At 73.7% G+C, this 25492-nt stretch carries 24 protein-coding genes; 9 read left to right on the forward strand and 15 right to left on the reverse strand.

Annotated elements, in window-relative coordinates:
- Window positions 1-45: 45 nt before the first annotated feature.
- Complete coding sequence (locus ACFVHO_RS06495) at window positions 46-1116, reverse strand: alkene reductase (protein ID WP_385710865.1); 1071 nt, start codon at window positions 1114-1116, stop codon at window positions 46-48.
- A 167-nt stretch (window positions 1117-1283) separates the two neighbouring features.
- Here ACFVHO_RS06495 and ACFVHO_RS06500 point away from each other — a divergent pair, with 167 nt between their 5' ends.
- Window positions 1284-1823: a MarR family winged helix-turn-helix transcriptional regulator gene (locus ACFVHO_RS06500; RefSeq protein ID WP_385710867.1), complete on the forward strand. Its 540-nt coding sequence runs from the start codon at window positions 1284-1286 to the stop codon at window positions 1821-1823.
- 60 nt (window positions 1824-1883) lie between these two features.
- Here the strand turns inward: ACFVHO_RS06500 and ACFVHO_RS06505 are convergent, their stop codons facing one another.
- The 3 genes from ACFVHO_RS06505 to ACFVHO_RS06515 all read right to left on the reverse strand — a co-directional run bounded on the left by ACFVHO_RS06505 (window position 1884) and on the right by ACFVHO_RS06515 (window position 4646).
- Complete coding sequence (locus tag ACFVHO_RS06505) at window positions 1884-3032, reverse strand: aminotransferase class V-fold PLP-dependent enzyme (protein ID WP_385710868.1); 1149 nt, start codon at window positions 3030-3032, stop codon at window positions 1884-1886.
- Between the two features lie 152 nt (window positions 3033-3184).
- Complete coding sequence (locus ACFVHO_RS06510; protein ID WP_385710870.1) at window positions 3185-3922, reverse strand: DsbA family oxidoreductase; 738 nt, start codon at window positions 3920-3922, stop codon at window positions 3185-3187.
- Window positions 3923-4262: 340 nt separating this feature from the next.
- Window positions 4263-4646, reverse strand: a complete 384-nt coding sequence (locus ACFVHO_RS06515; protein ID WP_385710872.1) for a winged helix-turn-helix transcriptional regulator — start codon at window positions 4644-4646, stop codon at window positions 4263-4265.
- Window positions 4647-4708: 62 nt separating this feature from the next.
- Between ACFVHO_RS06515 and ACFVHO_RS06520 the strand changes: the two genes are divergently transcribed.
- Entirely contained in the window at window positions 4709-5827 is a 1119-nt protein-coding gene (locus ACFVHO_RS06520) for a Gfo/Idh/MocA family protein (RefSeq protein ID WP_385710874.1), read from the forward strand.
- Between the two features lie 21 nt (window positions 5828-5848).
- Here the strand turns inward: ACFVHO_RS06520 and ACFVHO_RS06525 are convergent, their stop codons facing one another.
- Both ACFVHO_RS06525 and ACFVHO_RS06530 read right to left on the reverse strand, forming a co-directional pair.
- Window positions 5849-6475, reverse strand: a complete 627-nt coding sequence (locus tag ACFVHO_RS06525) for a DUF1349 domain-containing protein (protein WP_385710876.1) — start codon at window positions 6473-6475, stop codon at window positions 5849-5851.
- Between the two features lie 4 nt (window positions 6476-6479).
- Window positions 6480-8021, reverse strand: coding sequence for an aldehyde dehydrogenase (NADP(+)) (locus ACFVHO_RS06530; RefSeq protein WP_385710878.1), 1542 nt, complete (start codon window positions 8019-8021; stop codon window positions 6480-6482).
- Between the two features lie 184 nt (window positions 8022-8205).
- Between ACFVHO_RS06530 and ACFVHO_RS06535 the strand changes: the two genes are divergently transcribed.
- The 5 genes from ACFVHO_RS06535 to ACFVHO_RS06555 all read left to right on the forward strand — a co-directional run bounded on the left by ACFVHO_RS06535 (window position 8206) and on the right by ACFVHO_RS06555 (window position 13797).
- Entirely contained in the window at window positions 8206-8979 is a 774-nt protein-coding gene (locus ACFVHO_RS06535; RefSeq protein WP_385710880.1) for an IclR family transcriptional regulator, read from the forward strand.
- A gap of 132 nt (window positions 8980-9111) precedes the next feature.
- Window positions 9112-10176 carry a hypothetical protein gene (locus tag ACFVHO_RS06540; RefSeq protein ID WP_385710882.1) on the forward strand — a complete coding sequence of 355 codons (1065 nt, stop codon included), beginning with the start codon at window positions 9112-9114 and terminating at the stop codon, window positions 10174-10176.
- Between the two features lie 20 nt (window positions 10177-10196).
- Window positions 10197-11537, forward strand: a complete 1341-nt coding sequence (locus tag ACFVHO_RS06545; protein ID WP_385711196.1) for a sensor histidine kinase — start codon at window positions 10197-10199, stop codon at window positions 11535-11537.
- Window positions 11538-11595: 58 nt separating this feature from the next.
- Window positions 11596-12261, forward strand: coding sequence for a response regulator (locus ACFVHO_RS06550; RefSeq protein ID WP_385710883.1), 666 nt, complete (start codon window positions 11596-11598; stop codon window positions 12259-12261).
- Window positions 12262-12351: 90 nt separating this feature from the next.
- Entirely contained in the window at window positions 12352-13797 is a 1446-nt protein-coding gene (locus ACFVHO_RS06555; RefSeq protein WP_385710884.1) for a peptidoglycan D,D-transpeptidase FtsI family protein, read from the forward strand.
- A gap of 354 nt (window positions 13798-14151) precedes the next feature.
- Here ACFVHO_RS06555 and ACFVHO_RS06560 read toward each other — a convergent pair whose 3' ends face one another.
- The 6 genes from ACFVHO_RS06560 to ACFVHO_RS06585 form a co-directional block, all read right to left on the reverse strand.
- On the reverse strand, window positions 14152-14931 hold the full coding sequence (locus tag ACFVHO_RS06560; RefSeq protein ID WP_385710886.1) for a hypothetical protein: 780 nt from the start codon (window positions 14929-14931) through the stop codon (window positions 14152-14154).
- The gene (locus ACFVHO_RS06565) at window positions 14928-15266 is read right to left on the reverse strand and encodes a PadR family transcriptional regulator (RefSeq protein ID WP_385710888.1); all 339 of its coding nucleotides are present in this window, start codon (window positions 15264-15266) and stop codon (window positions 14928-14930) included. Before ACFVHO_RS06565 ends, ACFVHO_RS06560 begins: the two co-directional genes overlap by 4 nt.
- Complete coding sequence (locus tag ACFVHO_RS06570; protein WP_385710890.1) at window positions 15263-16015, reverse strand: CPBP family intramembrane glutamic endopeptidase; 753 nt, start codon at window positions 16013-16015, stop codon at window positions 15263-15265. Before ACFVHO_RS06570 ends, ACFVHO_RS06565 begins: the two co-directional genes overlap by 4 nt.
- Window positions 16016-16087: 72 nt before the next feature.
- A complete protein-coding gene (gene araD / locus ACFVHO_RS06575) occupies window positions 16088-17818 on the reverse strand; it encodes an L-arabinonate dehydratase (protein WP_385710892.1) in 1731 nt (576 codons plus the stop codon).
- Window positions 17806-18777: a dihydrodipicolinate synthase family protein gene (locus tag ACFVHO_RS06580; RefSeq protein WP_385710894.1), complete on the reverse strand. Its 972-nt coding sequence runs from the start codon at window positions 18775-18777 to the stop codon at window positions 17806-17808. The genes araD and ACFVHO_RS06580 overlap by 13 nt, the downstream gene beginning before the upstream one ends.
- A gap of 169 nt (window positions 18778-18946) precedes the next feature.
- Window positions 18947-19549 (reverse strand): TIGR03086 family metal-binding protein, encoded by a 603-nt coding sequence (locus tag ACFVHO_RS06585; protein ID WP_385710896.1) that lies wholly within the window; start codon window positions 19547-19549, stop codon window positions 18947-18949.
- A 139-nt stretch (window positions 19550-19688) separates the two neighbouring features.
- On the opposite strand from ACFVHO_RS06585, the gene ACFVHO_RS06590 reads away from it, so the two are divergent.
- Complete coding sequence (locus ACFVHO_RS06590) at window positions 19689-20906, forward strand: MFS transporter (RefSeq protein WP_385710898.1); 1218 nt, start codon at window positions 19689-19691, stop codon at window positions 20904-20906.
- On the opposite strand, the gene ACFVHO_RS06595 is transcribed toward ACFVHO_RS06590, so the two are convergent.
- The 3 genes from ACFVHO_RS06595 to ACFVHO_RS06605 form a co-directional block, all read right to left on the reverse strand.
- A complete protein-coding gene (locus tag ACFVHO_RS06595) occupies window positions 20881-22236 on the reverse strand; it encodes a S28 family serine protease (RefSeq protein WP_385710900.1) in 1356 nt (451 codons plus the stop codon). The genes ACFVHO_RS06590 and ACFVHO_RS06595 overlap by 26 nt on opposite strands.
- 102 nt (window positions 22237-22338) lie before the next feature.
- The gene (locus ACFVHO_RS06600; RefSeq protein WP_385710901.1) at window positions 22339-23505 is read right to left on the reverse strand and encodes a hypothetical protein; all 1167 of its coding nucleotides are present in this window, start codon (window positions 23503-23505) and stop codon (window positions 22339-22341) included.
- Complete coding sequence (locus ACFVHO_RS06605; RefSeq protein ID WP_385710903.1) at window positions 23502-24443, reverse strand: 5-dehydro-4-deoxyglucarate dehydratase; 942 nt, start codon at window positions 24441-24443, stop codon at window positions 23502-23504. The genes ACFVHO_RS06600 and ACFVHO_RS06605 overlap by 4 nt, the downstream gene beginning before the upstream one ends.
- A gap of 213 nt (window positions 24444-24656) precedes the next feature.
- Here ACFVHO_RS06605 and ACFVHO_RS06610 point away from each other — a divergent pair, with 213 nt between their 5' ends.
- The gene (locus tag ACFVHO_RS06610) at window positions 24657-25466 is read left to right on the forward strand and encodes an NAD-dependent epimerase/dehydratase family protein (RefSeq protein WP_385710904.1); all 810 of its coding nucleotides are present in this window, start codon (window positions 24657-24659) and stop codon (window positions 25464-25466) included.
- Window positions 25467-25492: the final 26 nt, after the last annotated feature.

The raw sequence follows: 25492 nt of genomic DNA on the forward strand, positions 1-25492 counted from the left end.
CCTCTTGGGTGCCGGGCCACCGCCGTCACGGGTTCTCGCGGACCCTCACGCCGTCGGCAGCGTCGGGTAGTCCGTGTAGCCCGTGGCGTCGCCGCCGAAGAACGTCGCCTTGTCGGGCGTGTTGTACGGCCCGCCCGCCTTCAGGCGCGCGGGCAGGTCCGGGTTGGCGAGGAACAGGGCGCCGAAGGACACGATGTCGGCGGTGCCGTCCTCGATCAGGCCCAGGTCGTCGGGTCCGGTGGGCTCCTCGGTCGAGGGGTTCAGGATGAACACGCCCCCGAACTCCTTGCGCACTCGGCTGACCAGGTCGCGGATCGGGCCGACCTCCATGACGTGCACATACGCCAGGTTCAGGGCGCCCAGCTCCTTCGCCAGGGCGATGTAGGCCTCGTCCGGGTCGGGCTCGTGGATGCCGTTGAGCTCGTTGCCGGGCGACAGGCGGATGGCCGTGCGCGCGGCGCCGATCTCGGCGGCGACGGCGCGGGACACCTCGACGGCGAAGCGGATGCGCTTCTCCGGGGACCCGCCCCACTCGTCGTCGCGCTGGTTGGAGCCCGGCGCGAGGAACTGGTGGATGAGATAGCCGTTGGCGCCGTGCAGCTCGACGCCGTCGAAGCCCGCCTCGATGGCGTTGCGGGCCGCCTCGACGAACTCGCCGATGGTGGCGCGCACCTCGTCCCCGGACAGCTCGCGGGGCGTGACGAAGTCCTTCGGTCCCTCGTGCGTGTAGACCTGCCCCGCGGCGGCGATCGGCGACGGGCCGACGTTCACCAGGCCGTCCGGGAGCAGCGAGGGGTGGCCGATGCGGCCCGTGTGCATGATCTGGGCGAAGATCCGGCCGCCCTTGGCGTGCACGGCGTCGGTGACCTTGCGCCAGCCCTCGACCTGCTCGGCACTGTGCAGGCCCGGGGTGTCGGGGTAGCCCTGGCCCACCAGGGAGGGCTGCACGCCCTCGGTGATGACAAGGCCCGCGCTGGCGCGCTGGGCGTAGTACTCGGCGACGAGGTCGCCGGGAACCCCGCCCGCGCCCGCCCGGCTGCGGGTCATGGGTGCCAGCGCGATGCGGTTGGTGAGGGACACGCCGTGCAGGTCGATCGGGTCGAATGCGGTGGTCATCACAGCTCCAGGGCGTACGAAGATTGGTCGGCCAAGTAATTCAACCGAGAGCCACTGTAGCGCATTCCTTGGCCGACCAAGTTAATCTCGGAGGGGAAGCAGGACGACACTGGTGGCACAACGGCGACGGCGGACAGGGCCGGGCCGGTGAAAGGGCAGGAGCCGCGATGAAGGCCGACACAGGGACGGCGGGGGCCGCACAGGCCGACCCCGCGTGTAGCGAGCGGCTGCCTCTGGCCGCACAGGACGGGCCGGTCAGCATGACGATCAGCCGGGTGGCCCGGCTGCACCGCATCGCCGCGGGCAAGCTCCTGAAGGGGCTCGGCCTCTACCCCGGCCAGGAATTCGTGATGATGCACCTGTGGGACGCGGGCCCGGTGCGCCAGTCCGACCTCATCAAGCTCCTCGACCTCGACCCGTCGACGGTCACCAAGATGCTCCAGCGCCTGGAGCAGGCCGGGCACGTGCGGCGGCGGCCCGACCCGGACGACCGCCGGGCCGTGCTCGTCGAGGCGACCGACTCCAGCTGCGGGCTGCTCGCCGACGTACGGCGCTCCTGGGGCCAGTTGGAGGACCACACCCTCGCGGGGCTCGACCCCACCGAGCGGGCGGAGCTGGCCCGGCTGCTCACCCGGGTCGAGACCAACCTCTGCGTGGAGACGGCGGACTGCCCGGAGGAGGCGCGGCGGGCGGCGCTCGGGGGTTAGGGCCTTTCCGATGGGTCGCCGCGACGCCGCGCCGACCCGTCGGACAGGGCCTGGGGCTCCTCAGCGCTTGCCGAGCGCCTCCAGGAGCCGGTCCACGTCGGCCTCCGTGTTGTACAGGTGGAAGGCCGCCCGCAACTGGCCCGCGCGGTCCGACACCTCGATGCCCGCCGCGCTCAACTCCGGCTGGCGGACGCCGAGTCCGGGCACCGACACGATGGGCGACCCCGGCGCGGCCACCGGCTCGTGGCCGGCCTCCGCGAGCCCGGCGCGGAAGCGGTCCGCGAGCGCCAGGTCGTGGGCGCGGATCGCGGCCACGCCCAACTCCTCGACCACCGCGAGGGAGTGCCGCGCGCCCGCGTACGCGAACAGGCTCGGGCTCTCGTCGAACCGCCGTGCGGAGCGGGCGAGTTCGGTGACCGGGCCGTAGCAGCTGTCCCAGGGGCGCTCGCCCGCGACCCAGCCCGCGAGCAGCGCGGGCACACCGCCGAAGGCCTCGGGGGCGTCCGGGTCCTCGGGGCCGTCGGGGACCACGAAGAACGCCACGCCCCGCGGGCACGTGAGCCACTTGAAGGCCACCGACGACAGGAAGTCCACGTCGGCGACGTGCTCGACGAGGTCCAGCCAGCCCGTCGCCTGCGAGGCGTCCAGATAGAGGCGGGCGCCGTGCGCGCGGGTCGCGGCGCGCAGCGCGGGCAGATCGGCGATCCGGCCGTCCGCCGACTGCGCCGCCGAGACCGCGACCAGGGCGGTGCCCGGGCGCACGGACTCCGCGATCCGCTCCAGCGGGACGGTGCGGACCTTGAGGTCGCCGCGCATGTGGAAGGGGTTCACCGTCGAGCTGAAGTCGCCCTCGGCGGTGAGGACTTCGGCGCCCGCGGGCAGCGAGGCGGCGACCAGGCCGCTGTACACGGCGACGGACGCGCCCGCCGCGACCCGGCTCGGCGCCACGCCGACCAGGCGCGCGAAGGCGGCGCGGGCCGCCTCCACGTCCGCGAACATGTCGGCGGGGCGGCCCTCCGCCACGGACAGCGTCGCCTCGTGCATGGCCCGGACGGCGCGGCCCGGCAGGAGACCGGTGCTCGCGCTGTTCAGATACGTGGTGCGGGGGGTGAATTCGGAGCTGACGAGCGCCTGGAAAGCCGCCGATGTCGTGGCGGAGCCCGAGGCGGTCTGGACGGTCTGGACGGGGCCCTGGCCGGAAGTCTCCATGAGGTCACTGTGCCGTCCCGGCCGGGCCCGGTCCATTGCGGATGTCTGCCCCGTACCGCTTAGCGACGCTTACTCATGGCCTCCGACCAGGGCGGATGCCGTCCGGCGCGGGGCGGCGGAGATCGGCGGAGATCAGCGGGGGCCGGTGCGGGTCAGGCCTGCGGGACCGCGCAGCCGTCCGGGCCGCAGGCGTCGCCGTCGGCGCCGTCCGCCGCTCCGTCGGCGAGCACCGTCAGCGGCGAGCGGGCGCCCCACGCCTGCTCCAGGGCCTGTGTGAAGACCTCCGCGGGCTGGGCGCCGGAGACGCCGAACTTCCGGTCGAGCACGAAGAACGGCACGCCGTTCGCGCCGAGTTCGGCGGCCTCTCGCTCGTCGGCGCGGACCGCGTCGGCGTACGCGTCGGGGTCGGCGAGGACCGCGCGCGCCGCGTCCGCGTCCAGGCCCGCGTCGGCGGCGAGGGCGATCAGGCGCTCGTCGTCGTCGAAGACCGAGCGCTCCTCGGCGAAGTTGGCGCGGTAGAACGCGCCGATGAGGCGGTCCTGGGCGTCCTGGCCGCCCTGCTCCCTGGCGAAGTGCAGGAGGCGGTGCATGTCGAAGGTGTTGCCGTGGTCGCGGCCCTCGGTGCGGTACGCGAGGCCCTCGGCCGCCGCGTTGTCGCCGAGGCGGCGCTCGGCGTCCTTCGCCTGGTCCTCGGTCATGCCGTACTTCTGCGCCAGCATCGGGATCACGGCGGCCGTGTCGCCCTTCGGGCGGTTCGGGTCCAGCTCGAAGGAGCGGTGGATCACCTCCACGGCGTCCTGGTGCTCGAAGGCCCGGAGGGCCTTCTCGAAGCGGGCCTTGCCCACGTAGCACCAGGGGCAGGCGATGTCGCTCCAGATCTCGACGCGCATGTGGTTCTTCCTTGGGTCGTACGAAGCGGAGACGTCCTCCGCGTTTGTGCAACCCGGGGCCGGGCCTTTCCATTCCCGCCGCGCTCTCCCACCCCGCCCGCCCGTTTCCACTCGCCCGCGGGCTTCTGGCCGCCTGTGCCGGGTACGGTCGCTCGGCGGCTGCGGGCCGTCAGTCCTTTCGCCGCTTCGCGGCGGATCCCCCACCCGCCCGCCCGTTTCCAGTCGCACGCGGGCCTCTGGCCGCCTGTGCCACGGCCCGTTGTTCGGCGGCTGCGGGCCGTCTGCCCTCCAACCGCCACCTGGCCGCCGCCCAGGCCGGCGGTGCCGTTGCGTACGACGGTCACCCCGTGCGAGGGCCGAAGCGGTGTGTGTTCGTGCGGATCCACGTGCGCAGGTGGGCCAAGGGCTCCAGTGCGCCTCTGCCGAGGGGGGTGAGTTCGTACTCCACGCGGGGTGGGACCTCCGCGAAGACCGTGCGGCGTACCAGGCCGTAGTCCTCCAGGCGGCGCAGCGTCTGGGTGAGGACCTTCGGGCTCACGCCCTCCAGGCGGGAGCGGAGTTCGCCGAAGCGGTGGGGGCCGTCCTCCAGGGCGGTGATCGCGAGGCCCACCCACTTGGTGGCGAGCAGTTCGAAGATCTCCCGGCCGGGGCACAGCAGCCCGTAGATGTCGTGCCGGTGCTCCGCGGCCGCCGACGGCGGCGTAAAGCGGCTCTGAGCTGTCATGGTTTCCAGAATATAGTTGGCGTCCTTGCGGGTGATCGGCCCCCGGGTCCTACGGTCCGGGCATGATCGAGAACATCAAGGCCAGAACGGGTGTCGGCATCGTCGGGCTCTCCGCCCGCTCCGGCTGGGCCCCGCACTCCCACCTCCCCGCCCTCACCCGCCTCCCCGGCTACGACCTGCGCGCCCTGGCCGCGTCGACGCCGGAGTCGGCCCGCGCCGCGGGCGAGAAGTACGGGATCGGGCGCGCCTACGGCAGTGCCGCCGAGCTGGCCGCGGACCCGGCCGTGGACCTGGTCGTCGTCAGCGTCCGCGTGCCTCGGCACCGGGAGGTGATCCTCGCGGCGCTGGCGGCCGGGAAGCACGTCCTGTCGGAGTGGCCGCTGGGCAACGGCGTCACGGAGGCAGAGGACCTCGCCGCGGCGGCGGCCCGCGCGGGGGTGCGGACCTTCGCCGGGCTCCAGGCGCGTGCGGCGCCCGCCGTGCGGCATCTGCGCGACCTCGTCGCGGGCGGCTTCGTCGGTGAGGTCCTGTCCACGAGCGTCGTCGCGTCGGGCCGCCGCTGGGGGCCGACGTTCGAGCCTGGCGGCGGCTACCTCCTGGAGAAGGAGAACGGCGGCACGATGCTCACCATCCCCTTCGGTCACACCGTGGACGCGCTGGCCATGGTGCTCGGCGAATTCGGGGAGGTGTCGGCGACGACGGCGGTCCGGCGGCCGCTCGTCACGGAGGAGGGCAGCGGGCGCGTCGCCCCGATGACCGTCGAGGACCAGGTCGCGGTCAGCGGGCGACTCGCCTCCGGTGCCGTCGCCTCCGTGCACTTCCGGGGCGGGCTCTCGCGGGGCACCGACTTCCACTGGGAGATCAACGGCACGGACGGCGACCTGGTCGTGACCGGTGACCACGGGCATCTGCAGCAGGCCCGTCTGACGGTGCGGGGCGCCCGGGGCTCGGCCACGGAGCTGGCCGAACTCCCGGTCCCCGGGCGGTACTTCGACGTACCCGAGCTGGACGACCTGCGTGCGGAGCCCGCGTACAACGTCGGGGTCCAGTACGCCCGCGTCCTGCGCGACCTGCGCGAAGGCACCCGTACCGTCCCGGACTTCGCGGACGCCGCCCGGCGCCAGCGGCTGCTCGACGCGATCGAGCGGGCCGCAGCGACGGGAACGCGCGTCACGCTCTGACGTGCCGGGGCCGGTCCCGGCTCAGGAGCCGTCGCGCAGGCCCTTCGGCCAGTTCGGGCGGAACTCGATCTCCTCGAACGTCACCACGCACCCCTCGCCCTGCGGCGACTGCGCGAGGAAGCCGACGAGCGCGGCGGCGGCCGCCTCCTCGTCGCCGAGCTGGAAGATGCGCACGAACGTCCAGTGCGCGCCGTCCGTCGAGGCGTGGAAGGCGAACGCCGTGCCCGTGCGGCTGATCCGCAGCCAGACGCTGGAGCCGTCCACGACGAAGGCGTTGGCGTCGTCCGAGCGGCCCCGGGTGACCACCGTGCAGATCGTGGGGCGGTCCGGGGAGCGCTCGAAGCAGAGCTTGGCCCATTCCCGCTCCCCCACGTGCAGGTAGAGCACGCCCGCGTCGAAGGCGGCGGCGAAGCCGACCGTGACGCGGGCGATCAGCTGGAAGTCCCCCTCGGGCGCGCCGAGCAGCCGCGGCGCGTCGGACGCCGGGTCGAGGGCCTCGCCGGTGGGCGGCACGAACCGGTCCTGGCGGGGCCCGGCCCAGCCGGTGAGGGCGCCGTTCTCGTAGCTCCAGTCGCCCTCGGGGCCGTACGGCCGCAGGGGGAAGGGGAGTTCGGGCAGGGTGAGGCTTCCGGTCTCCTTGGCGTTCATGCCGTCAGTGTTCCAGGCGCCCGTCGTAGCGGCGCGGCAGTCCGAGGGGATTGGCGTCGTGGAGTTCCGGCGGCAGGAGCGCCTCGGGGGTGTTCTGGTACGCGACGGGGCGCAGCCAGCGCTCGATGGCGGTGCCGCCGACGGACGTCGAGGTGCTGGTGGTGGCGGGGTAGGGGCCGCCGTGCTGTTGGGCGGGGGCCACGGCGACGCCGGTGGGCCAGCCGTCGACGAGGACCCGCCCGGCGAGCGGGGTCAGCTCGGCGAGGAGCCGGGTGCCGCGGCCCTGGGCGGCCGGGGCGCCCGCGGCCTCGTCGGCGGACAGGTGGACGGTCGCGGTGAGGTTGCCGGGGAGCCGGGCGAGCACCGCCGAGATCTCGGCCTCCTCGGTGTACCGGGCGACGACGGTGACCGGCCCGAAGCACTCTTCGAGGAGCAGGTCGTGGGCGCCCTCGGCGGCGAGGCGGGCGGCGGGGACGGTGAGGAACCCGGCGGTGACGGTGTGCTCGTCGGCCGCGCCGGGCGCCACCGGGGCGCTCACGTCGGGCAGTTGGGCGCGCTCGACGACTCCGGCGACGAAGTCGTCGCGCATGCGGTGGTCGAGGAGGACCCCGGCGTCGGTGGCGCCGACGGCCTCCGTGAGGGACTTCAGGAGCCGGTCGCCGCCCGCGCCCTCGGGGGCGAGGACCAGGCCGGGCTTCACGCAGAACTGGCCGACGCCGAGGGTCATGGAGCCCGCGAGGCCGGTGCCGATCTGCTCGCCGCGCTCGGCGGCGGCGGCCTCGGTGACGACGACCGGGTTGAGGGAGCCGAGTTCGCCGTGGAAGGGGATCGGCACGGGGCGCGCGGCCGCCGCGTCGAACAGGGCGCGGCCGCCGCGTACCGAACCGGTGAAGCCCGCGGCGGCGACCAGCGGGTGGCGGACCAGGTCGACGCCCGCCTCGAAGCCGTGCACCAGGCCGACGACCGCCTCGGGCAGTCCGTGGCGCGCGGCGGCGGCGCGCAGGACGGCGGCGACGCGCTCGGAGGTGTCGGGGTGGTCGGGGTGCGCCTTGACGACGACGGGGCAGCCGGCGGCCAGGGCGCTCGCGGTGTCGCCGCCGGGCACGGAGAAGGCGAAGGGGAAGTTGGACGCGGCGTAGACGGCGACGACGCCGAGGGGGATCTTGTACCGGCGCAGGTCCGGGACGGGGGGTGTGGCGGCGCTGTCGGGGTGGTCGATGACGACGCCGAGGTAGGCGCCCTCGTCGACGAGGTCCGCGAAGGCCCGCAACTGGTAGCGGGTGCGGGCCAGTTCGCCGGTGAGGCGGGCGGTGCCGAGGGCCGTCTCGGCGTCCGCGGTCGCGACCAGGTCGTCCGCCGCGGCCTCCAGGAGGTCGGCCGCGGTGCGCAGGAAGGCCGTGCGGACGGTGCGGTCGGCCAGCGCGGCGCGCGCCGCGTGCGCGGCCGTGACGGCGTGGTCCACGTCCTGCGCGGTGGCCTCGGCGGCGACCTGTGCGCGCCGCTTCCCGGTTCGGGGGTCCACACTCCAGACTGGTGCTGCTGCCACCGCGGGTTCCTCCAGGGTTGCCGTGCGAGCCGGTGTCCGCGGCCCGGATGCCACGAGCCGCTCGCCGTGCGTCGGATCTGCTGCCACTCACCAGGGGCGTTCGATATGCTGAACGCCGTCCCCGATGATGAATCGTGGGGGACAGTGGAGACTATTTCCTGTCGGACGTGAGGGGTCAAGGGCGATGTCGGCTGGGGAGACGGGCGGGGGCGCGCAGGTCAAGTCCGCGGTGCGGACGGTGGAGTTGCTGGAGTTCTTCGCGGGGCGGCCCGGGATGCACGCCCTCGCCGACGTCCAGGAGGCCGTCGGATACCCGAAGTCCAGCCTCTACATGCTGCTCCGCACCCTCGTCGAGCTGGGCTGGATCGAGACGGACGCGACCGGTACGCGCTACGGCATCGGGGTGCGGGCGCTGCTCGTCGGCACGTCGTACATCGACGGCGACGAGGTGGTGGCGGCGGCCCGCCCGACGCTGGACCGGCTCTCCGACGACACCACGGAGACCATCCACCTCGCCCGCCTCGACGGCACGAACGTGGTGTACCTGGCCACCCGCCAGTCCCAGCACTATCTGCGCCCCTTCACGCGCGTGGGCCGGCGCCTGCCCGCCCACTCCACGTCGCTCGGCAAGGCGCTGCTCGCCTCGCACACCGACGAGCAGGTCCGCAAGATGCTCCCCGAGACGCTGCCGTCGCTGACCGAGAACACGATCACCGACCGCGAGAAGCTCATCGAGGAACTGCACGCGGTACGCGACCAGGGCTTCGCCGTGGACCGCGAGGAGAACACCCTTGGCCTGCGCTGCTTCGGCGTGGCCATCCCCTACCGCACCCCCGCGCGGGACGCCATCAGCTGCTCGGTCCCGGTGGCCCGCCTGACGCCCGCCCACGAGCAGATGGTCAAGGACGCGCTGTTCGACGCGCGGGACCGGCTCACGCTGGCCACGCGGCGGCTCTGAGGCCCACCCGCCCCCGCCGCGCGGCTCCCCCGTGCCCCTCCTCGCGGGCCGGTGTCCCCTCCCCCGTGCGGCGGAGGTGGTTCACCGGCAGGCAGGAGGCGGTGGGCGGGGCCGCGGCGGGAGCGTGGGGGCATGAGCCAGACACCCGTCCTCGCCCCGGCCGCCGACCTCGGCGCGCGCCCCTCCCCCGGCAGGCTCCGGCCGCTGCTGCGCGCCGTCGCCGTGGCCGCCTGCCTGCCCTACCTCTCCCTGAAGGTCGCCTGGATCGCCGGGAGCCACATCGGCATCCCGGACGGCAGCTCCCTCCTCGACCACCGCGGTCTGATGGCCGTCGCCAACAGCGTCACCGTCCTCATGGACGGCGCCGTCATCGTCCTCGCCCTGCTGCTCACGCGGCCCTGGGGCCGACGCGTACCGGCCTGGCTGCTCGGCCTGCCCATGTGGGCCGCGACCGGCCTGCTGCTGCCGATCATGGCCGGGTTCCCGACGCAGCTCGCGGTGCGGGCGTTCGGCGGATCCGTGGACACCCCCGAGGAGACCGGGCGCGCGGCCTTCCTCGACGACTGGGTGTTCGGGGTGGTGTACGGCGGGTTCATCCTCCAAGGGCTCAGCCTGGGGACGCTGTTCGTCCTGTACGCCCGCGACCGGTGGGGGCACCTGTGGCGGGGCCGGATGTGGGACCTGCCGAAGGCGGGCCCGGGCGGGCGGGCGCCGCGGGTGTGCGCGGTGGTGGCCGCGGTGCTCGCCCTGTACCCGGCCGGGCTGCGGCTGCTGTGGGCGGGCGGCTCGACGTTCGGCCTGAACGAGTCGCGCGTCGCCGAGCGCACGTCCGACTTCCACGTCCTCTCGGTCCTGGAGTTCGGCTACCTCGCCGCGGCCGTGGCGGGCGCCCTGGTCCTCGCGTTCCGGCGGCTGCCCGCGCTGCCCGTGAAGGTGCCGCTCGCACTCGCCTGGGCCGGGTCCGGCGCGGTGGCGTGCTGGGGCGGGTGGCTGTTCGTGGCGACGCTCGCGGGCTCCGGGGACGTGGCCGAGCAGCCCACGTCCGCGATGGTCCTGTCCTACGCTGTGCAGATGATCATCGGAACGCTCGTGGCGGCGACGGGGGCACGCTTCCTCAAGGAGCGGGCGGCGGCGCGCACCGGGGGCACACGCACCACGCCCCGGGTCGCCCCGCAGAGCCCACGGCAGTCCGCGTGAGACGACTGTCCTCGGGCGGTGTGCGGCGGTTCGCCACGGTCCTCGTCGGGCGGCGGACGCGGCGCCGGTGGATCCATCTGATCCTCGGCGGCGCGCTCGCCATGCCGTACGTCTTCGTCGGGTCGACGATGGCCGGGCCGCTGCTCGGCGAGGCCATGATGTTCGGTTCGTTCACCTCCCAGCTCCTGTCGTTCGCGTTCGGGCTGCCGCTGGCCGCGATCACCGCGCTGTTCCCGCTGACCCGGCCGATGTCGGTGGCGGCGGTGCGGGCGCTGTGCCAGGTTCCCGACGCGTCGCTCGCCGACGGGCCGCCGCGGTCACGGGCCGCGCGCGGGCGCACCGTCGCCTGGTTCACGCTGCACCTCGGCTTCGGCGGGGTCATCAGCGGGATGACGCTCGGACTCGTGCCGTTCGCGACCTTCCAGATCCTCCTGCCGGTCTTCGTGCTCCTCGGGGACTCCTGGCTCGGGCTCCCCGAGAACCTGCGGGAACCCTGGGTGCTCGCGCTCGGACCGGTCACGGGCACCCTGTTCCTCGCCGCGCTCGCCGGGTGCGTGGCGGGTGCGGGTGCCCTCCTCGCACGCTGGGCGCCGCTGCTGCTCGGGCCCACGCCCGCCGACCGCCTCGCCGACGCCGAGCGCCGCGCCGCCGACCTGGCCGTGCGCAACCGCCTCGCCCGGGAGCTGCACGACTCGGTGGGCCATGCGCTGAGCGCCGTCACGCTCCAGGCGAGCGCGGCCCGCAAACTGCTCGACCGCGACCCCGAGTTCGTCCGCGAGGCCCTGGCCGCCATCGAGGAGACCACCCGGCGGACCGTCGGTGAGCTGGACGCCGTCCTCGGTGTGCTGCGCGAGGGCGGCGAGCGCGGCTCCACCGCACCGGCGCCCACGCTCGGCGGCGACCTCGCCGGGCTCCTCGACCGCACCCGGGCGGGCGGCCTCCGCGTCGACGCGGACATCGACGCCGAGGTGCTCGGCACGTCGGGGTCCGGGTACGCGGAGGCGCTGCCGCCGATGGTGTCCCGCGAGGGCTACCGCATCGTGCAGGAAGCCCTCAGCAACGCCCTCAAGCACGCCGGGGCGGACACCGTCGTGACCCTGCGCGTCGTCCTCGACGGGTCCGGCCTGGAGATCGTCGCCGAGAACCCGCTGCCCGCCGCCGGGACCGCGCCCACCCGCGCGGGCGGCGGCCACGGTCTGCGCGGCATCGCCGACCGGGCCCGCCTCCTCGGCGGCACGGCGCAGGCCGGACCCGTCGACGGCCCGCCCGATGCCGCCGCTCCGGCCGACGGCGCGGCCACGGCCACCACCGCCCCCACCTGGCGACTCCACGTACGACTGCCCCTGACGGGGCTCGCATGACCCGCACGCCCCGCGGCACGACCCGCACGACCCGCACGACCCGCACGAAGGGACACCCATGACCGACCCCGCCGCCCCGCTGCGCGTCGTCCTCGCCGACGACGAGCGCATGGTGCGCACCGCGCTGCGCGCCATCCTCGCCGCCGAGCCCGACCTGGAGATCGTCGGCGAGGCGGCGACCGGCGCCGAGGCGGTGTCCGTGGTGCGCGAGCTGCGGCCCGACGTGGTGCTCATGGACGTACGGATGCCGGAGATCGACGGCATCCGCGCCACCGAGCAGATCCTCCAGACGATGCCCGAGCCGCCCCGCATCGTCGTCGTCACGACCTTCGAGAACGACTCCTACGTGTACGAGGCGCTGCGCGCCGGAGCGTCCGGCTTCCTCCTGAAGCGGGCCGAGGCGGAGGCGCTGGTGCAGGCGGTGCGCCTGGTGGCGCGCAGCGACTCGCTGCTGTTCCCCGCGGCCGTGCGCGCGCTCGCCGCCGAGCACGGACGCCCCGAGGCGGCGCAGGCGCCCTGGATCGCGCGGCTCACCGGGCGCGAGAGCGAGGTGCTGCGGCTGATGGCGGCCGGGCTCACCAACGCGGAGATCGCCGAGCGGATGGAGGTCGGTCCGGCGACGGTGAAGACGCATGTGGCGGCGGTCCTCGCGAAGACGGGGGCACGGGACCGCACGCAGGCGGTGATCGCGGCGTACGAGGCGGGCTTCATGAAGAGCTCCTGAGCGGCACGGTTCATGAAGAGCTCCTGAGAAAACGGACACATCGCCGCAAGAGGGGAACGGAAAGCGGAGGCGTGCTCGTCCTTCTGTGGGATGAACAAGACGATCAGGCACACCTCGGTGTTCGTGCTGCTCCTGGTGCTCGCCCTGCTTGTGCGGGCGACCTGGGTGCAGTTCCACGACTCGAAGGCACTCGCGGACGACAAGCTGAACCGGCGCAACGCGATCGAGCAGTACGCGTACCCGCTGGGCGACATCATCGTGGCCGGGGACGCCGTCACCGGCTCGAAGCGCACGAAGGGCGGTGACCTGGCGTACAAACGCACCTACAAGGACGGCCCGCTGTACTCCGCCGTCACCGGCTACAGCTCACAGGTGTACGGAGCCACCCAGCTGGAGGGCATCTACAAGGACCTCCTCGACGGCACCGACAACCGCCTCAAGAACCCCCTCGACACGCTCACCAACAAGCGTGCCGACCCCGGTGACGTCCTCACGACCATCGACCCGGCCGTCCAGAAGGCCGCGTACAAGGCGCTCGGCGACAAGAAGGGCGCGGCCGTCGCCGTCGACCCAAAGACCGGGAAGATCCTCGGCATGGTCTCCACGCCGTCGTACGACCCGTCGAAGATCAGCGGTTCCACCGACGGCGACGCGTGGAAGGCCCTGACCTCCGACGAGGACAAGCCGATGGTGAACCGCGCGCTGCGCCAGCCGCTGCCGCCCGGCTCGACGTTCAAGCTGGTCGTCGCGGCGGCCGCGCTGGAGAGCGGGCTCTACGGGTCGGTCGACGAGAAGACCGCGAGCCCCGACCCGTACACGCTGCCCGGGACACGGACCGTCCTCAAGAACGAGAACGCCTCCGCGCCCTGCGAGGACGCCACGATCCGCACGGCCCTGCGGTACTCCTGCAACAACGTCTTCGCCAAGATGGCCGTCGACCTCGGGCAGGACAAGGTCAAGGCCCAGGCCGAGAAGTTCGGCTTCAACACCGACAAGCTGGACGTGCCCGTGCGGGCGGCGGAGAGCTCCTACCCCTCCGGCATGGACAAGGCGCAGACCGCGCTCACCGGCATCGGACAGTTCGACGTCACCGCCACGCCGCTGCAGATGGCCCTCGTCTCCGCCGCGATCTCCAACGGCGGGGAGCTGGCGTCCCCGCACATGGTGTCGAAGGTGACCGACGCGGACGGGAACGTGCTGCGGGACTTCGGTGACGAGGGCTCGAAGCGGGTGATGAGTGCCGGCACCGCCGAGGGGTTGCAGTCCGCCATGAAGACGGTCGTCGAGGAGGGTACGGGCACCAACGCGAAGATCGACGGGGCCGTCGTCGGGGGCAAGACCGGTACCGCCCAGCACGGTGAGAACAACTCCAAGACGCCGTACGCCTGGTTCACCTCGTACGCCAAGGGCGGGGACGGCAAGGAGGTCGCTGTCGCTGTGATCGTGGAGTCGTCCGACGCCGCGCGGTCGGAGGTCAGCGGCAATGGGCTTGCGGCGCCGGTGGCTTCGGCGATGATGCGGGCGGCTCTGCGCTAGCCGGGACTTCGGTCCCGCCGCTGCGCGCCGGATCCCCTCTCCCACCCCGCCCACCCGTTTCCAGTCGGACGCGGGCTCCTGGCCGCCTGTGCCACGGAAGGTCGCTCGGCGACTGCGGGCCGTCAGTCCTTATTCGCCGCTTCGCGGCGGGTCTCCCACCCGCCCGCCCGTTTCCAGTCGGCCGCAGGCTCCTGGCCGCTTGTGCCACGGACGGTCCTTCGGCGGCTGCGATCTACCTGTGCCCCCCTACCCTGTGGGCAGCTGGGCTGCCAGGGGCGATGGGGGTCCCCCCCCCTGCTCGAGCGAAGCCGAGAGCTTGGGGGAGGGTGGGCACAGCCCAGGCCCACGGTGCCGTTATGGACGACGGTTACGCCAATGGCGCCAAGTCACGAACAGGGCCACCGGCACCCCCGCCCCGGCCACGAGGCCCGTGACGTAGCCCAGGCCGGAGGTCGCGTCTCCGTCCCGGAGGGCGGCGGTCACCGCGGAGGCGGTGAGGGCGGTCGCCAGGAGGGCGAGGAGTGCGTAGAAGCGGGGGCTGAAGTAGGTGCGGCGGGTGGGGGGTGCGGGGATCGTGGACAGTTCCGCGGCGGGGCCGAGGCTCGCCGCGCGCGGGCGCTTGAACCACGCGTACACCACCCAGTCGCCGCAGGCCTCCCAGCCCTCGGGCGCCAACCGCTCGTCCAGGCCCTCGCGGCCACGCGTGACCAGCTCCCGCCGGTACTCCCACCGCTGGGGGCGGTCGAGGTCCCGGTGGCAGACGAACCGGCCGACCGCGTCGACCCGCCGCATCTCCCAGCCCTCGTCGCCGAACCGGCCGAGGAGTTCCTCGTCGACGAACGTGTCGGCGGTCCACCGCCAGACCTCGGTCCGCGCGTCCCCCTCCGGGTCGGTCCGCGCGTCCCTCTCCTGGGCGGCCCGCGGCGGAGCCTCCCGCACCGCCCCCGCCGGCGCCAGCTCGCGCGCGAACTCCTCGACCGGCCCGAACTCCTCCTCCGCCGTGCCCCCGCACTCCGCGAGGTGCGCCGCGAGGTCCGCGACGGTCACCCGGACGTGTTCGGCGGGCAGCCCCAGCTCCCGCAGCCGCGCGCCCAGGTCGTCGAGGTATCCCGCCACCGTGTCCGCCGAGTTCATCGCACTCCCGCCTTCGCCAGGACCTCACGTACCGAACCGTCGAAGGCCAGCCACAACTCGCCCTGGGAGGAGAGGACTTCGCGGCCTTCGGAGGTGAGTGTGTAATAGCGCCTGCCGGGCCCCTTCTCCGTGGCCCGGAACTCCGCCGCCACCAGGCCCGCCTCCTCCAGACGGTTCAGGACGGGGTACAGCGTGCCGCCCTTGATCTGTCCGAAGCCCGCCGCGCCGAGCTGCTTGGCGATCTCGTAGCCGTAGCTCTCGCCGTCGGTGAGGGAGGCGAGGACCAGGAGGTCGAGCACGCCCTTGAACCAGCTGGCGCGCCGGTCCGCGCTCACGCCGTCCCGCCCTGGGCGCGCGGCAGTTCGGGCGCCGGGATCAGCAGGTCGCGCACGCTGATCATGGCGTGCACGGCGATGGGCAGGAGCAGGCTGCCGGTGGCCAGGTACAGGCCGGTGAGCAGCGCGCCGAAGAGGGCGAGGACGACGATGCCGGTGCCGCCCTGGTACCAGCCCGCGAGCGCGTACACGGCGAGTGAGAGCGCCGCCGCCAGATAGGGGTCGAGGCCGAGGGCGCCGACGCCGAAGGCGATGAGCAGGCCGCGGTAGACCAGTTCCGCGCAGACGCCGTCGGTCACCGCGGCGGCGATCGCGAGCCGCCGCTCCGTGCCGGTGCGCGGCAGCATCGCCTCGATGGCGGCGCGGCCCGGGATGTGCTTGCCCTCCTTGGCCATGTCCCGGAAGGCCCGCCCGGACGCGACGGCGATCACCGCGAAGAGGAGGACCACGGGGAAGAAGAAGAGCGGGTCCTCGGGCAGTGCCAGTCCGAGGTCCGCGGCCGTGACGTCCGGCGAGAGCAGCAGGGTCGTCGACGCCAGTGCGGCGAACACCCACCAGAAGCCGATGGAGAAGGTGAAGTAGCGCACTAGCGCGCGCGGTTCGGTGGCGCGGCGGCGCGCCAGCGAGGCGTACATCCGGCGGCCGAGCCACGGCTCGACCAGGAGGAGATAGGCGCCGAGCACGCCCGCGACGGCCGTGGCGGCGGCGGAGAACTCCGGTGCGGAGTCCGGCGTGAGGATGGATGACATGGTCGTGCGCCCCCTGGTCTTGTGAACTACCTAGACCGTAGAGCGACCTAGTTAGGAATGCAACCTAGCCAGCTAGCCTGCGTAGGGGTCGGGCACGGACCCCGGCCTGGCCAGGAAGTCGAAGTCGCAGCCGGTGTCGGCCTGGGTGACGTGGGCGGCGTAGAGGGCGCCGTAGCCGCGTTCGTGGCGGACGGGGGGTGGCGTCCAGGCGGCCAGGCGGCTGCCCAACTCCTCCTCGGAAACGTTGAGTTGGAGGGTGCGGGCGGGTACGTCGAGGGTGATGGTGTCGCCGGTGCGGACCAGGGCGAGCGGGCCGCCGACGTGCGACTCGGGCGCGATGTGCAGCACGCAGGTGCCGTACGAGGTGCCGCTCATCCGCGCGTCGGAGATCCGCACCATGTCCCGCACGCCCTGCTTCAGGAGCCGCTCGGGGATCGGCAGCATGCCGTACTCGGGCATGCCGGGGCCGCCCAGGGGGCCACTGCCGCGCAGCACCAGGACGTGGTCGGCGGTGATGCCGAGGGACGGGTCGTCGATGGTGCGCTGCAGGGTGCGGTAGTCGTCGAAGACCACGGCCGGGCCGGTGTGCCGCAGCAGCCGGGGCTCGGCGGCGATGTGCTTGATGACGGCGCCGTCGGGGCAGAGGTTGCCGCGCAGGACGGCGACGCCGCCCTCGGGGGCCACGGGGTTGTCGCGGGTGCGGATGACGTCGTCGTTGTGCACCCGGGCGGGCTTGAGCTGTTCGCGCAGGGTGTCGTGGGCGACGGTGGGGCGGTCCAGGTGCAGCAGGTCGGGGATGCGGGTGAGGAAGCCCGGCAGTCCGCCCGCGAAGTGGAAGTCCTCCATGAGGTGCGTCGAGCCGCCCGGCCGCACGTCGGCGAGCACCGGCACCCGGCGTGCCGTGCGGTCGAAGTCGTCGAGGGTGAGGCGGACCCCGGCGCGGGCGGCCATCGCGATCAGGTGGATGACGGCGTTCGTGGAGCCGCCGAGGCCGAGGACCGTCGTCACCGCGTCCTGGAAGGCGTCGGGGGTGAGCAGGTGCGACAACGTGCGGCCCCTGCGGACGAGTTCGACGACGCGCAGGCCGGACGCGGCGGCCATGCGGTCGTGCGCGGAGTCGACGGCCGGGATCGACGAGGCGCCGGGCAGGGTCACGCCGAGGGCCTCGGCGGCGGCGGTGAGCGTGGAGGCGGTGCCCATCGTCATGCAGTGGCCCGGGGAGCGTGCCAGGCCGCTCTCCAGCTCGGCCAGCTCGCAGTCGCCGATGAGACCGGCCCGTCGCTCGTCCCAGTACTTCCACATGTCCGTGCCGGAGCCGAGGACCTCGCCGCGCCAGTGGCCCGGCAGCATCGGCCCCGCGGGCACGAACACGGTGGGCAGGTCGACGGAGGCGGCCCCCATCAGGAGCGCGGGCGTCGACTTGTCGCAGCCGCCGAGCAGCACCGCGCCGTCCACGGGGTAGGAGCGGAGCAGTTCCTCGGTCTCCATGGAGAGGAGGTTGCGGTAGAGCATGGGCGTGGGCTTCTGGAACGTCTCGCTGAGCGTCGAGACCGGGAACTCCAGGGGGAAGCCGCCCGCCTGCCAGACCCCGCGCTTGACGGCCTGGGCGCGCTCGCGCAGATGGACGTGGCAGGGGTTGATGTCCGACCAGGTGTTGAGGATCGCCACGACGGGCTTGCCCAGGTGCTCCTCGGGGAGATAGCCGAGCTGGCGGGTGCGGGCGCGGTGCGAGAAGGACCGCAGGCCGGACGAGACGCCGGACCCGTACCACTGCTGGCTGCGCAGGCCGCTCACCGGCCCCACCCCGCCACGATCTCCGCGACCTCCGCGCGCACCGGCTCCGGCAGCACGCTGCTCGGCGGGCGCACGTCGCGTCGGCACAGGCCGAGGACCGCGAGCGCCTCCTTCACCACGGACACGTTGGCCGCCGAGCCGTCGGCGGCCCGCAGCTCCTCGAAGCGGCGGATCCGCTCCCAGACCGCCATCGCCGTGCCGTGGTCCCCCTCCCGCAGCGCCCCGAGCATCGCGAGCGACAGCAGCGGCGCGACGTTGACCAGGCCCGAGGTGAAGCCGGTCGCCCCGGCCGAGAAGTACGCGGGCGCGTACGGCTCCGCGAGGCCCGCCACCCACACGAACCGCTCGGCGCCCGCGTCCCGCGCGAACGCAGCGAAGCGCGCCGCGTCCGGCACCGCGTACTTCACGCCGGTGACGTTCGGGCAGGCGTCGGCCAGCTCGGCGAGCCGGGCCCCCGGCAGGCGCGCGTCGCGCACGTACGGCACGACGCCGAGGCCGGGCACGGCCTCGGCGACGGCCCGGTGGTAGGCGACCCAGCCGGCGCCGGAGACGTACGGGTGCGCGGGCTGGTGCACCATCACCAGGCGCGCGCCCGCCCCGGCGGCGTGCCGGGCGTCGGCCGTCGCGGTCGCCAGGTCGTGGCCGACGCCGACGACGACGGTGGCCCGCCCGCCCGCCTCGGCGACGGTCAGCTCGGTGACGGCGCGCCGCTCCTCGGGGCTCAGGGCGTAGAACTCGCCGGTGTTGCCGTTCGGCGTGAGCGTGCGGATGCCCGTGTCGAGCAGGCGGCGCAGCAGGGCGCGGTGGGCCGCGCGGTCGAGGGAGCCGTCCGCGGCGAACGGGGTGACGGGGATGGCCACGACGTCGGCGAGGGCGGCGCGGCGCGGGTCCGAGGAGTCCCACGGGGCCCCCGCCGCCGCCGAGGCCGAGGTTCCTGAGGTCGAGGTTCCTGAGGTCGCTGGAGTCATGGGCGCGCGCCTCTCGCGTATCGCGTCTCATATATGACGCATGAAGTACGACGCGATGAAGCTAGGCGTGCCGCGCGGGCCCCGTCAACGGCTGTGCGACGACCGGTCGTTGTGCCTGCCCGTCACTCCCGGTCGCCCCTGTCGCTCCCGGTCGCCCGGTCGCCTCGGGTCAGGGCCGCCACGACGGGTCGCGTCCGCTCAGGGCCACCACCTGGTCCAGGAGCGAGGCGCCCTCGGCGACCGGCTGCGGCGGCCCGAAGAGGGTGCCCCGCGCCTCGGGCGACTCCGCGGCGGTGGCGGACACCATGGCGTAGGAGACGGCGAGGCTGACCTCGTCGGGGGCGTACTCCTGGCCCGTGGCGCGCGCCAGGTCCCAGCCGTGCACGACGAGTTCGTTCATGGCGACCGTGCCCGCGATGTCGCCGGGCAGCTCGACGCCGCCCGCCCGGGTGTCCCCGGTCCACGCCGCCGGGTCCCGCCACACCTCGGCGAGCCGGGCGAGCTGGCCGGGAAGCGGCGCGCGCCAGTCCTCGGGAAGGTCCGGCAGGGCGCTCCCCGGGTCGGTGTCCGTGGTCGGCCCGAGCTGTTTGCGGCCGGCGTCGGTGAAGGCGGCGGTCAGGCCGACGATGTGGCCGATGAGGTGGCGTACCGCGTAGTCGGGGCAGGGCGTGGGCCCGTCGAGCTGGTCGTCCTTGACGGCTTCGGCGAGGCGGGCCACGAGCTGTGCCTGCGGGCCGAAGTCCGGCAGCAGGGCCTCGGTGTCGTCCGGCATGGGTTCTCCTTCGTCCGCGTAGGAGGCCTTGGTAAGGCCTTCTCCTCAGGTCGACTCCTCGGGCGCGCCGAACTCATCGCCGCCGCGTAGGGCATCTGCCCGATGCCCTGCGCGCGGCCTCAGAACCAGCATCGGGCGCATGGCAACGACGATCGGACGTGTCCTGCGGGACCGCAACGCGGGTCTGTACCTGACGGCGGTCGTGGTCTCCGGGTTCGGGAGTTCCGCGATGACGCTGGTGTCGGGCATCTGGGTGAAGGAGCGGACCGGCTCCGACGGCCTGGCCGCCCTGTGCACCCTCGCCCTGTGGGCCCCGCTGCTCCTCGGCCCCCTGCTCGGCACCCTCGCCGACCGCACCCGGCGCCGCCCTTTGCTGGTCGCCGTGAACGTGGGCCTCGGGGTGCTGCTGCTGTCCCTGCTGTGGGTGGACCGCGTGGGCGGGGCGGCGGGGCTGGGGCTGCTGTTCGCCGTGCTCGTGGTGTACGGGGCGTGCGGCGTGGTCACGGACGCGGCGGAGGCCGCGCTGGTCGCGGGGGCCGTCGGCAAGGATCTGCTCGGGGACCTCAACGGGCTGCGGATGTCCGCGAACGAGGGCATGAAGCTGCTCGCGCCGGTGGCCGGGGCGGCGGTGTTCGCCGCCTGGGGCGGGCCGCGGGTGGCGCTGCTCGACGCCGTCACGTTCGTCCTTGCCGGTGGTCTCTTCGCGCTGCTGCGGGTGGCGGAGGTCCGCCCGGCGCCGGACCCCGAGGGGTGGCGGGCGGGCACCGCGCGGGGCGCCCGGCTGCTGTGGGGCGACGCGCGGCTGCGGCCGCTGGTGGTCGCGGGCGGCCTCACCATGCTGTCGTCGGGTGTCAGCGGCGCGCTGGTGTACGCGGTCGTCGAGGCGCTCGGCCACTCCCCCGCGTACACGAGCACGCTGTACGTCGCGCAGGGTGCGGGGTCCGTCGCCGTCGGGATCGCCTCGGGCGCCCTGATGCGGCGCGTGGGCGAGCGGCGGTTCGCGGGCGGCGGGATCGCGCTGACCGCGGTGTCGGCGGTGCTGCTCGCCCTTCCGTGGGACGCGCTGGTGCTCGCGGGGAGCCTCGCGAACGGGCTGGGGCTGCCGTGCGTGCTCGTGGCCGCGCTGACGGCCGTGCAGCGCGAGGCGCCGCCGGACCTGGTGGGGCGGGTGTCCGCGACCGCGGGCACGCTGATGTTCGCGCCGACGGCGGCGGGCATCGCGCTCGGCGCGGCGCTCGTCGAACTCGTCGACCACCGGCTGCCGTTGTACGCCGTCGCGGGGGCGCGGCTGCTGGTCGCCGCGCCCCTGCTCCGGTCCGTGGCCGGACGCGCTACTGCACGCCGGCCCAGCGCTTGATGGTGGCGACAGCCCGCGACTGCTGCGGTTCGGGCAGCTTCGCGATGCTCGCGCCGTGGTTGGCGCCCGGCACCTCGTACAGGTACGAGTCGCGGTGGCTCGGCTCGAACCGCTCCGCGCTCCACGGGTCGTTCTCGCCGTAGACGAACATCATCCGCTGGCCGCGGGTCTTCACCCAGCGGTCGACGTCGGCGATGGTGCTGTTGTTGTACGAGCCGCGCATGGCGGGCGGGAGCACCGAGTTCGGCTGGTAGATGTCCGGGTAGTGGCGCACGCCCTTGAGGTGCTTGAACTTCAGGTCGGCCCAGCCGAGTTGGGTGGCGGCCTGGCGGTAGTAGGGGCCGGTGCCGTTCTCGCCCAGCTCGGCGTCGTGGTAGACGCTCAGGCCGTGCTTCTTCGACCAGTCGTACAGCTCGTCGTCACTGGCCTTCCCGGCGTCGGGCACGGTCGGGCAGTCGGCGGCGGTGCCGGACTGCCAGAAGTTCCACACCTGGTCCAGGACGGCGAACTCGTACGCGCGGTCGGTGGTGCCGAGCGTCTCGTGGAAGGTCTGGCCGTTCGCCTTGGCGTCCGCCTCGAACTTGGGCAGGAGCGCGTCGCGGCGCACCAGCATCTCGCGCTGCACGGCGTTCAGGGCGGTGCGGCACTCCTTGGTGCCGACGGTCCTGAAGAAGCGCTCGTAGGTGCTGTCGTCCTTGTTGTTCGCGTCGTTCGGTGCGACGAAGGCGACGACGGCGTCCAGGTCGCCCGGGTAGAAGCGCTCGTGGTACGTGGCGGTCATGCCGCCCTTGCTGGCGCCGGTGCCGAGCCACTTGCCCTTCTCGACGGTGCGCAGGGCCTTGGTGATGCGGTGCTCGTCGGCCGCCTCCTGCTGGACGGTCATCTTGGACCAGTCCTTGCCCGCGGCGCCGCTCGGGCGGGACTGCTCGAAGTAGCGGTGCTCCAGGCTGACCTGGTTGGCGTCGATCAGCTTGGTGAGGGCGGTGGTGCCGGACGCGAGGGTGTAGCCGCCGGTGTAGAGGACGGTCGGCTTGTCGGTGGCCTTGTGCCACAGGGTCAGGCGCTGGGTGAAGGTCCCGGAGGCACCGGGGCGGTGGTGGTCGACGGGCTGGCGGTACGTCAGGGAGTAGAGGGGGTGGCCCTCCTTCTCCGTGACGGAGACGACCGTCATGCCCGGGATGTTCTCCAGCTGTTCGCGGATGTCGGCCGTGCCGGTGGGGCGGGGGCCGGTCTGCCCGGTCTGCGCCATCGCGGGCGCGGCGGTCGCGAGCACCGCCGCCCCCGCCGTGAGTCCGGCACAGACCAGCGCGGATATCCCCTTGTTGCGCACCTTGTCTCCTCGTCTGACGATGAGTCGTGCCGCGGGGAGAGCGGGCGGGTTCCCCCTGTTCTCACCCGTTCGCGGCGTGTGGTGCGCGGATCGTAGCCGTTGTCAGTCGATCTGCGACAGGGCCGTCCCGACCCGGGCCAGATCGTCGTCCGAGGCCAAACCGGCATGGTAAAGCCGCAGTTCAGTGGCGCCGAGCCGGGCCGCGGCGCGGGCGTCGGCGGCGAGGGTCGCGGGGCTGCCGCCCATGCCCGCCACGACCGTGAGGTTGGCCGCGACGACCGTGTCGGGTCCGGCATGCGCGGCGAACGGGGCGAGCAGCTCGGGGCCGGACGCGCAGGGCACGACCACGCCGTCGGCGACGGACAGGACGTGCCGCGGGTCGACCCCGGCGTTGGCCCCGCAGTGGTGGGCCACCGGGTCGGCGTGCAGCAGCACCCGGAAGCCGTCGGGAGCCGCCGCGCGCACCGCGCCGACCGCCGCCTCCTGGAGCGCGCGGGCGCACCCCTCGCGCCAGGCCCGGGTGACCGCCGCCGTCCCGGCGCCGAGGAGCTTCTCCACGCCCGCCCAACCGGGGTCGGTGGCCGCGCCCCGCCACACCGGTTCCAGGGCGAGGCGCACGGCGGCGGCCAGTTCGTCGGGGTCGTGGCCGTGCCCGGCGTACCCGGCGCGGCAGCCCCCGCAGAAGCAGAGCGACATCAGGTACTGCCCGGCCTCGCCGAGGTCCACGCCCGCGATCTTGTCGTGGGCGTGCAGGTGCGCGAGGCCGTACCAGCCGCACGACTCCAGTTCGGTGCCGCCCGCGCCCGGCCTCGTGGCGGCCTCAGCGGCGAGGTCCGTCAGGTAGGCGCGGGTGGCGGGCTGCGCGATGCAGGGCGCCCACGGGTAGCGGTCGCCGTAGGCGTTCACGACGGAGGTGTCCGGGTGTTCGGCGCCCATGCGGGAGTTGTGGGCGAGGACCACCCAGGTGTGCACGTCGAGCCCGGCGGCGGCCAGCGCGTCGGCGGCCTCCTGGTAGGTGTCGCCCGGGGCCCAGGCACCGGCCGGGTGGGGGCGCAGGGTGCGGGAGGCCCAGCGGTCGTCCGGCTCGTACAGGACCGCGGCGTGCTCGGCGGTGACGACGCGGTGGCGGGGGTGGCGGGGGGTGAGGGCGCGGGTGGAGTGGTAGGCGGCGGCGAGGGTGACCTGCTCGACGCCGAGGTCCGCGATCCGCGCGGCGGCCCGGGGGTCGCCGACGACGTCCCAGGGGTAGAGGAACGCGGACGCTCTCACACGCCCTCCCGCAGCAGCGCCCGGCCGCGCTCGACGAGTTCGGCGAGCCGCTTGACGTGGTCGTCGGACGGCTCGTGCAGCGGCGGGCGCACCCCGCCGACGTCGAGTCCGGCGAGGCGCACCCCGGCCTTGACGAGGGAGACCGCGTAGCCGCGGCCCTCCTTGCGCAGTTCGACGAAGGGCCGGTAGAAGCCGTCGATGAGGCGCTCCGCGGTCTCGTCGTCGCCGGAGTTCAGGGCCTTGTGGAAGGCGAGCGCGATGTCGGGCGCGAAGCAGAAGACGGCCGAGGAGTAGAGGCTGACGCCGATGCCGCGGTAGGCGAGGCCGGTCAGCTCGGCGGTGGGCAGGCCGTTGAAGTACAGGAACTCGCCGGGGGCTTCGGCGCGCACGGCGCTGACGACGCGCTGCATCAGGTCGAGGTCGCCGAGGCCGTCCTTGAAGCCGATGATGCCGTCGGCGCGGGCGAACTCGACGACCGTCTCGGGGGTGAACACGGCGTTGTCGCGCTGGTAGACGATGACGTCCAGGGAGGTGGCGGCGGCCAGTTCGGTGTAGTGCCGAAGGAGGCCCTCCTGGGCGGCGACCACCAGGTACGGCGGCATGGCGAGGAGCCCGTCGGCGCCCGCCTCCTCGGCGAGGCGCGCGTACCGGACGGCGAGCGCGGTGCCGTACCCGGCGCCCGCGATCACCGGGACGCGGCCCGCGGTCTCCTCGACGGCGGCCGTGACGAGCAGTTGGAACTCCTCGGGGGTGAGGGCGTGGAACTCACCCGTGCCGCAGCACGCGAACACCGCGGCCGCGCCCGCCTCCACGCCCCCGCGCACATGCGTGCGGAAGGCCTCGATGTCGACGGATCCTTCGGCCCCGTACGGCGTGACCGGGAAGAACAGCGGCCCGCTGGGAACGCGGAGCCTGGCGGCGAGGGGGGCTGACGTCACGGGCTCTCCCTAAGCGTGCACGTTTCTGATTCATATCCATATCCCTGAACGCGCCCACGCTAAGCCGCGGCGCCGGGCCGGTCAAGCGCGCAAACCCGCAACTCAGGAGCGGATTCGCGGACTCCGCGCGGTACTTGACGTCGAGGGGCGTCGCTCCCTAGCGTGTCCACGAATGTGAATCTCATACATGAACGCGTACGAGGAGATCACCACATGCCCGCTCCCCGCACCGTCCTGCTGACCGGCGCAGCCGGTGGTCTCGGCACCCTGATGCGGGGGCTCCTGCCCGCGTACGGATACGACCTGAGGCTGCTCGACCTGCGTCCCGTCGACGGCGAGCCCGACGCCCTCACGGTGGACCTCGCCGACCGGGCGGCCCTGCGCGAGGCGGTGCGCGGCGTCGACGCCGTCCTGCACCTCGCCGGGATCTCCCTGGAGTCCACCTTCGACAAGATCCTCAAGGCGAACGTCGAAGGCGTGCACAACCTCTACGAGGCCGTGCGCGAGGAGGGCGTCCCCCGGGTCGTCTTCGCCTCCTCCAACCACGCGGTGGGCTTCACCCCGCGCCCCGTCGGCGACGACCCGCTGATCCCCGTCGACACCCCGCGCAGGCCCGACACCTTCTACGGCCTCTCGAAGTCCTTCGGCGAGGACCTGGCGCAGTTCTACTGGGACAAGCACGGCATCGAGACGGTGTCCGTGCGGATCGGCTCCTGCTTCCTGGAGCCCGCGAACGTCCGGATGCTGTCGGTGTGGATGTCGCCCGGCGACGGGGCCCGCCTTTTCCACGCGGCGCTCACCGCGCCGCACGTCAAGCACTCCGTCGTGTACGGCTCGTCCGCCAACACCCGCCTGTGGTGGGACCTCGGGCCCGCGCGGGCGCTCGGGTACGAGCCGCGGGACGACTCCGAGCAGTACGCGGAGAAACTGATCGCCGAGCACGGCGAGCTCGACCCCGCCAACCCCGACCACGCGCACCTGGGCGGCCACTTCTGCACGAACCCGCCAGTGTGGCCGTATTGAGGCTCGTCCTTGGAGTTGACGGTTCC

Source organism: Streptomyces sp. NPDC127108 (assembly GCF_042677545.1).
Classification (GTDB): Bacteria; Actinomycetota; Actinomycetes; order Streptomycetales; family Streptomycetaceae; genus Streptomyces.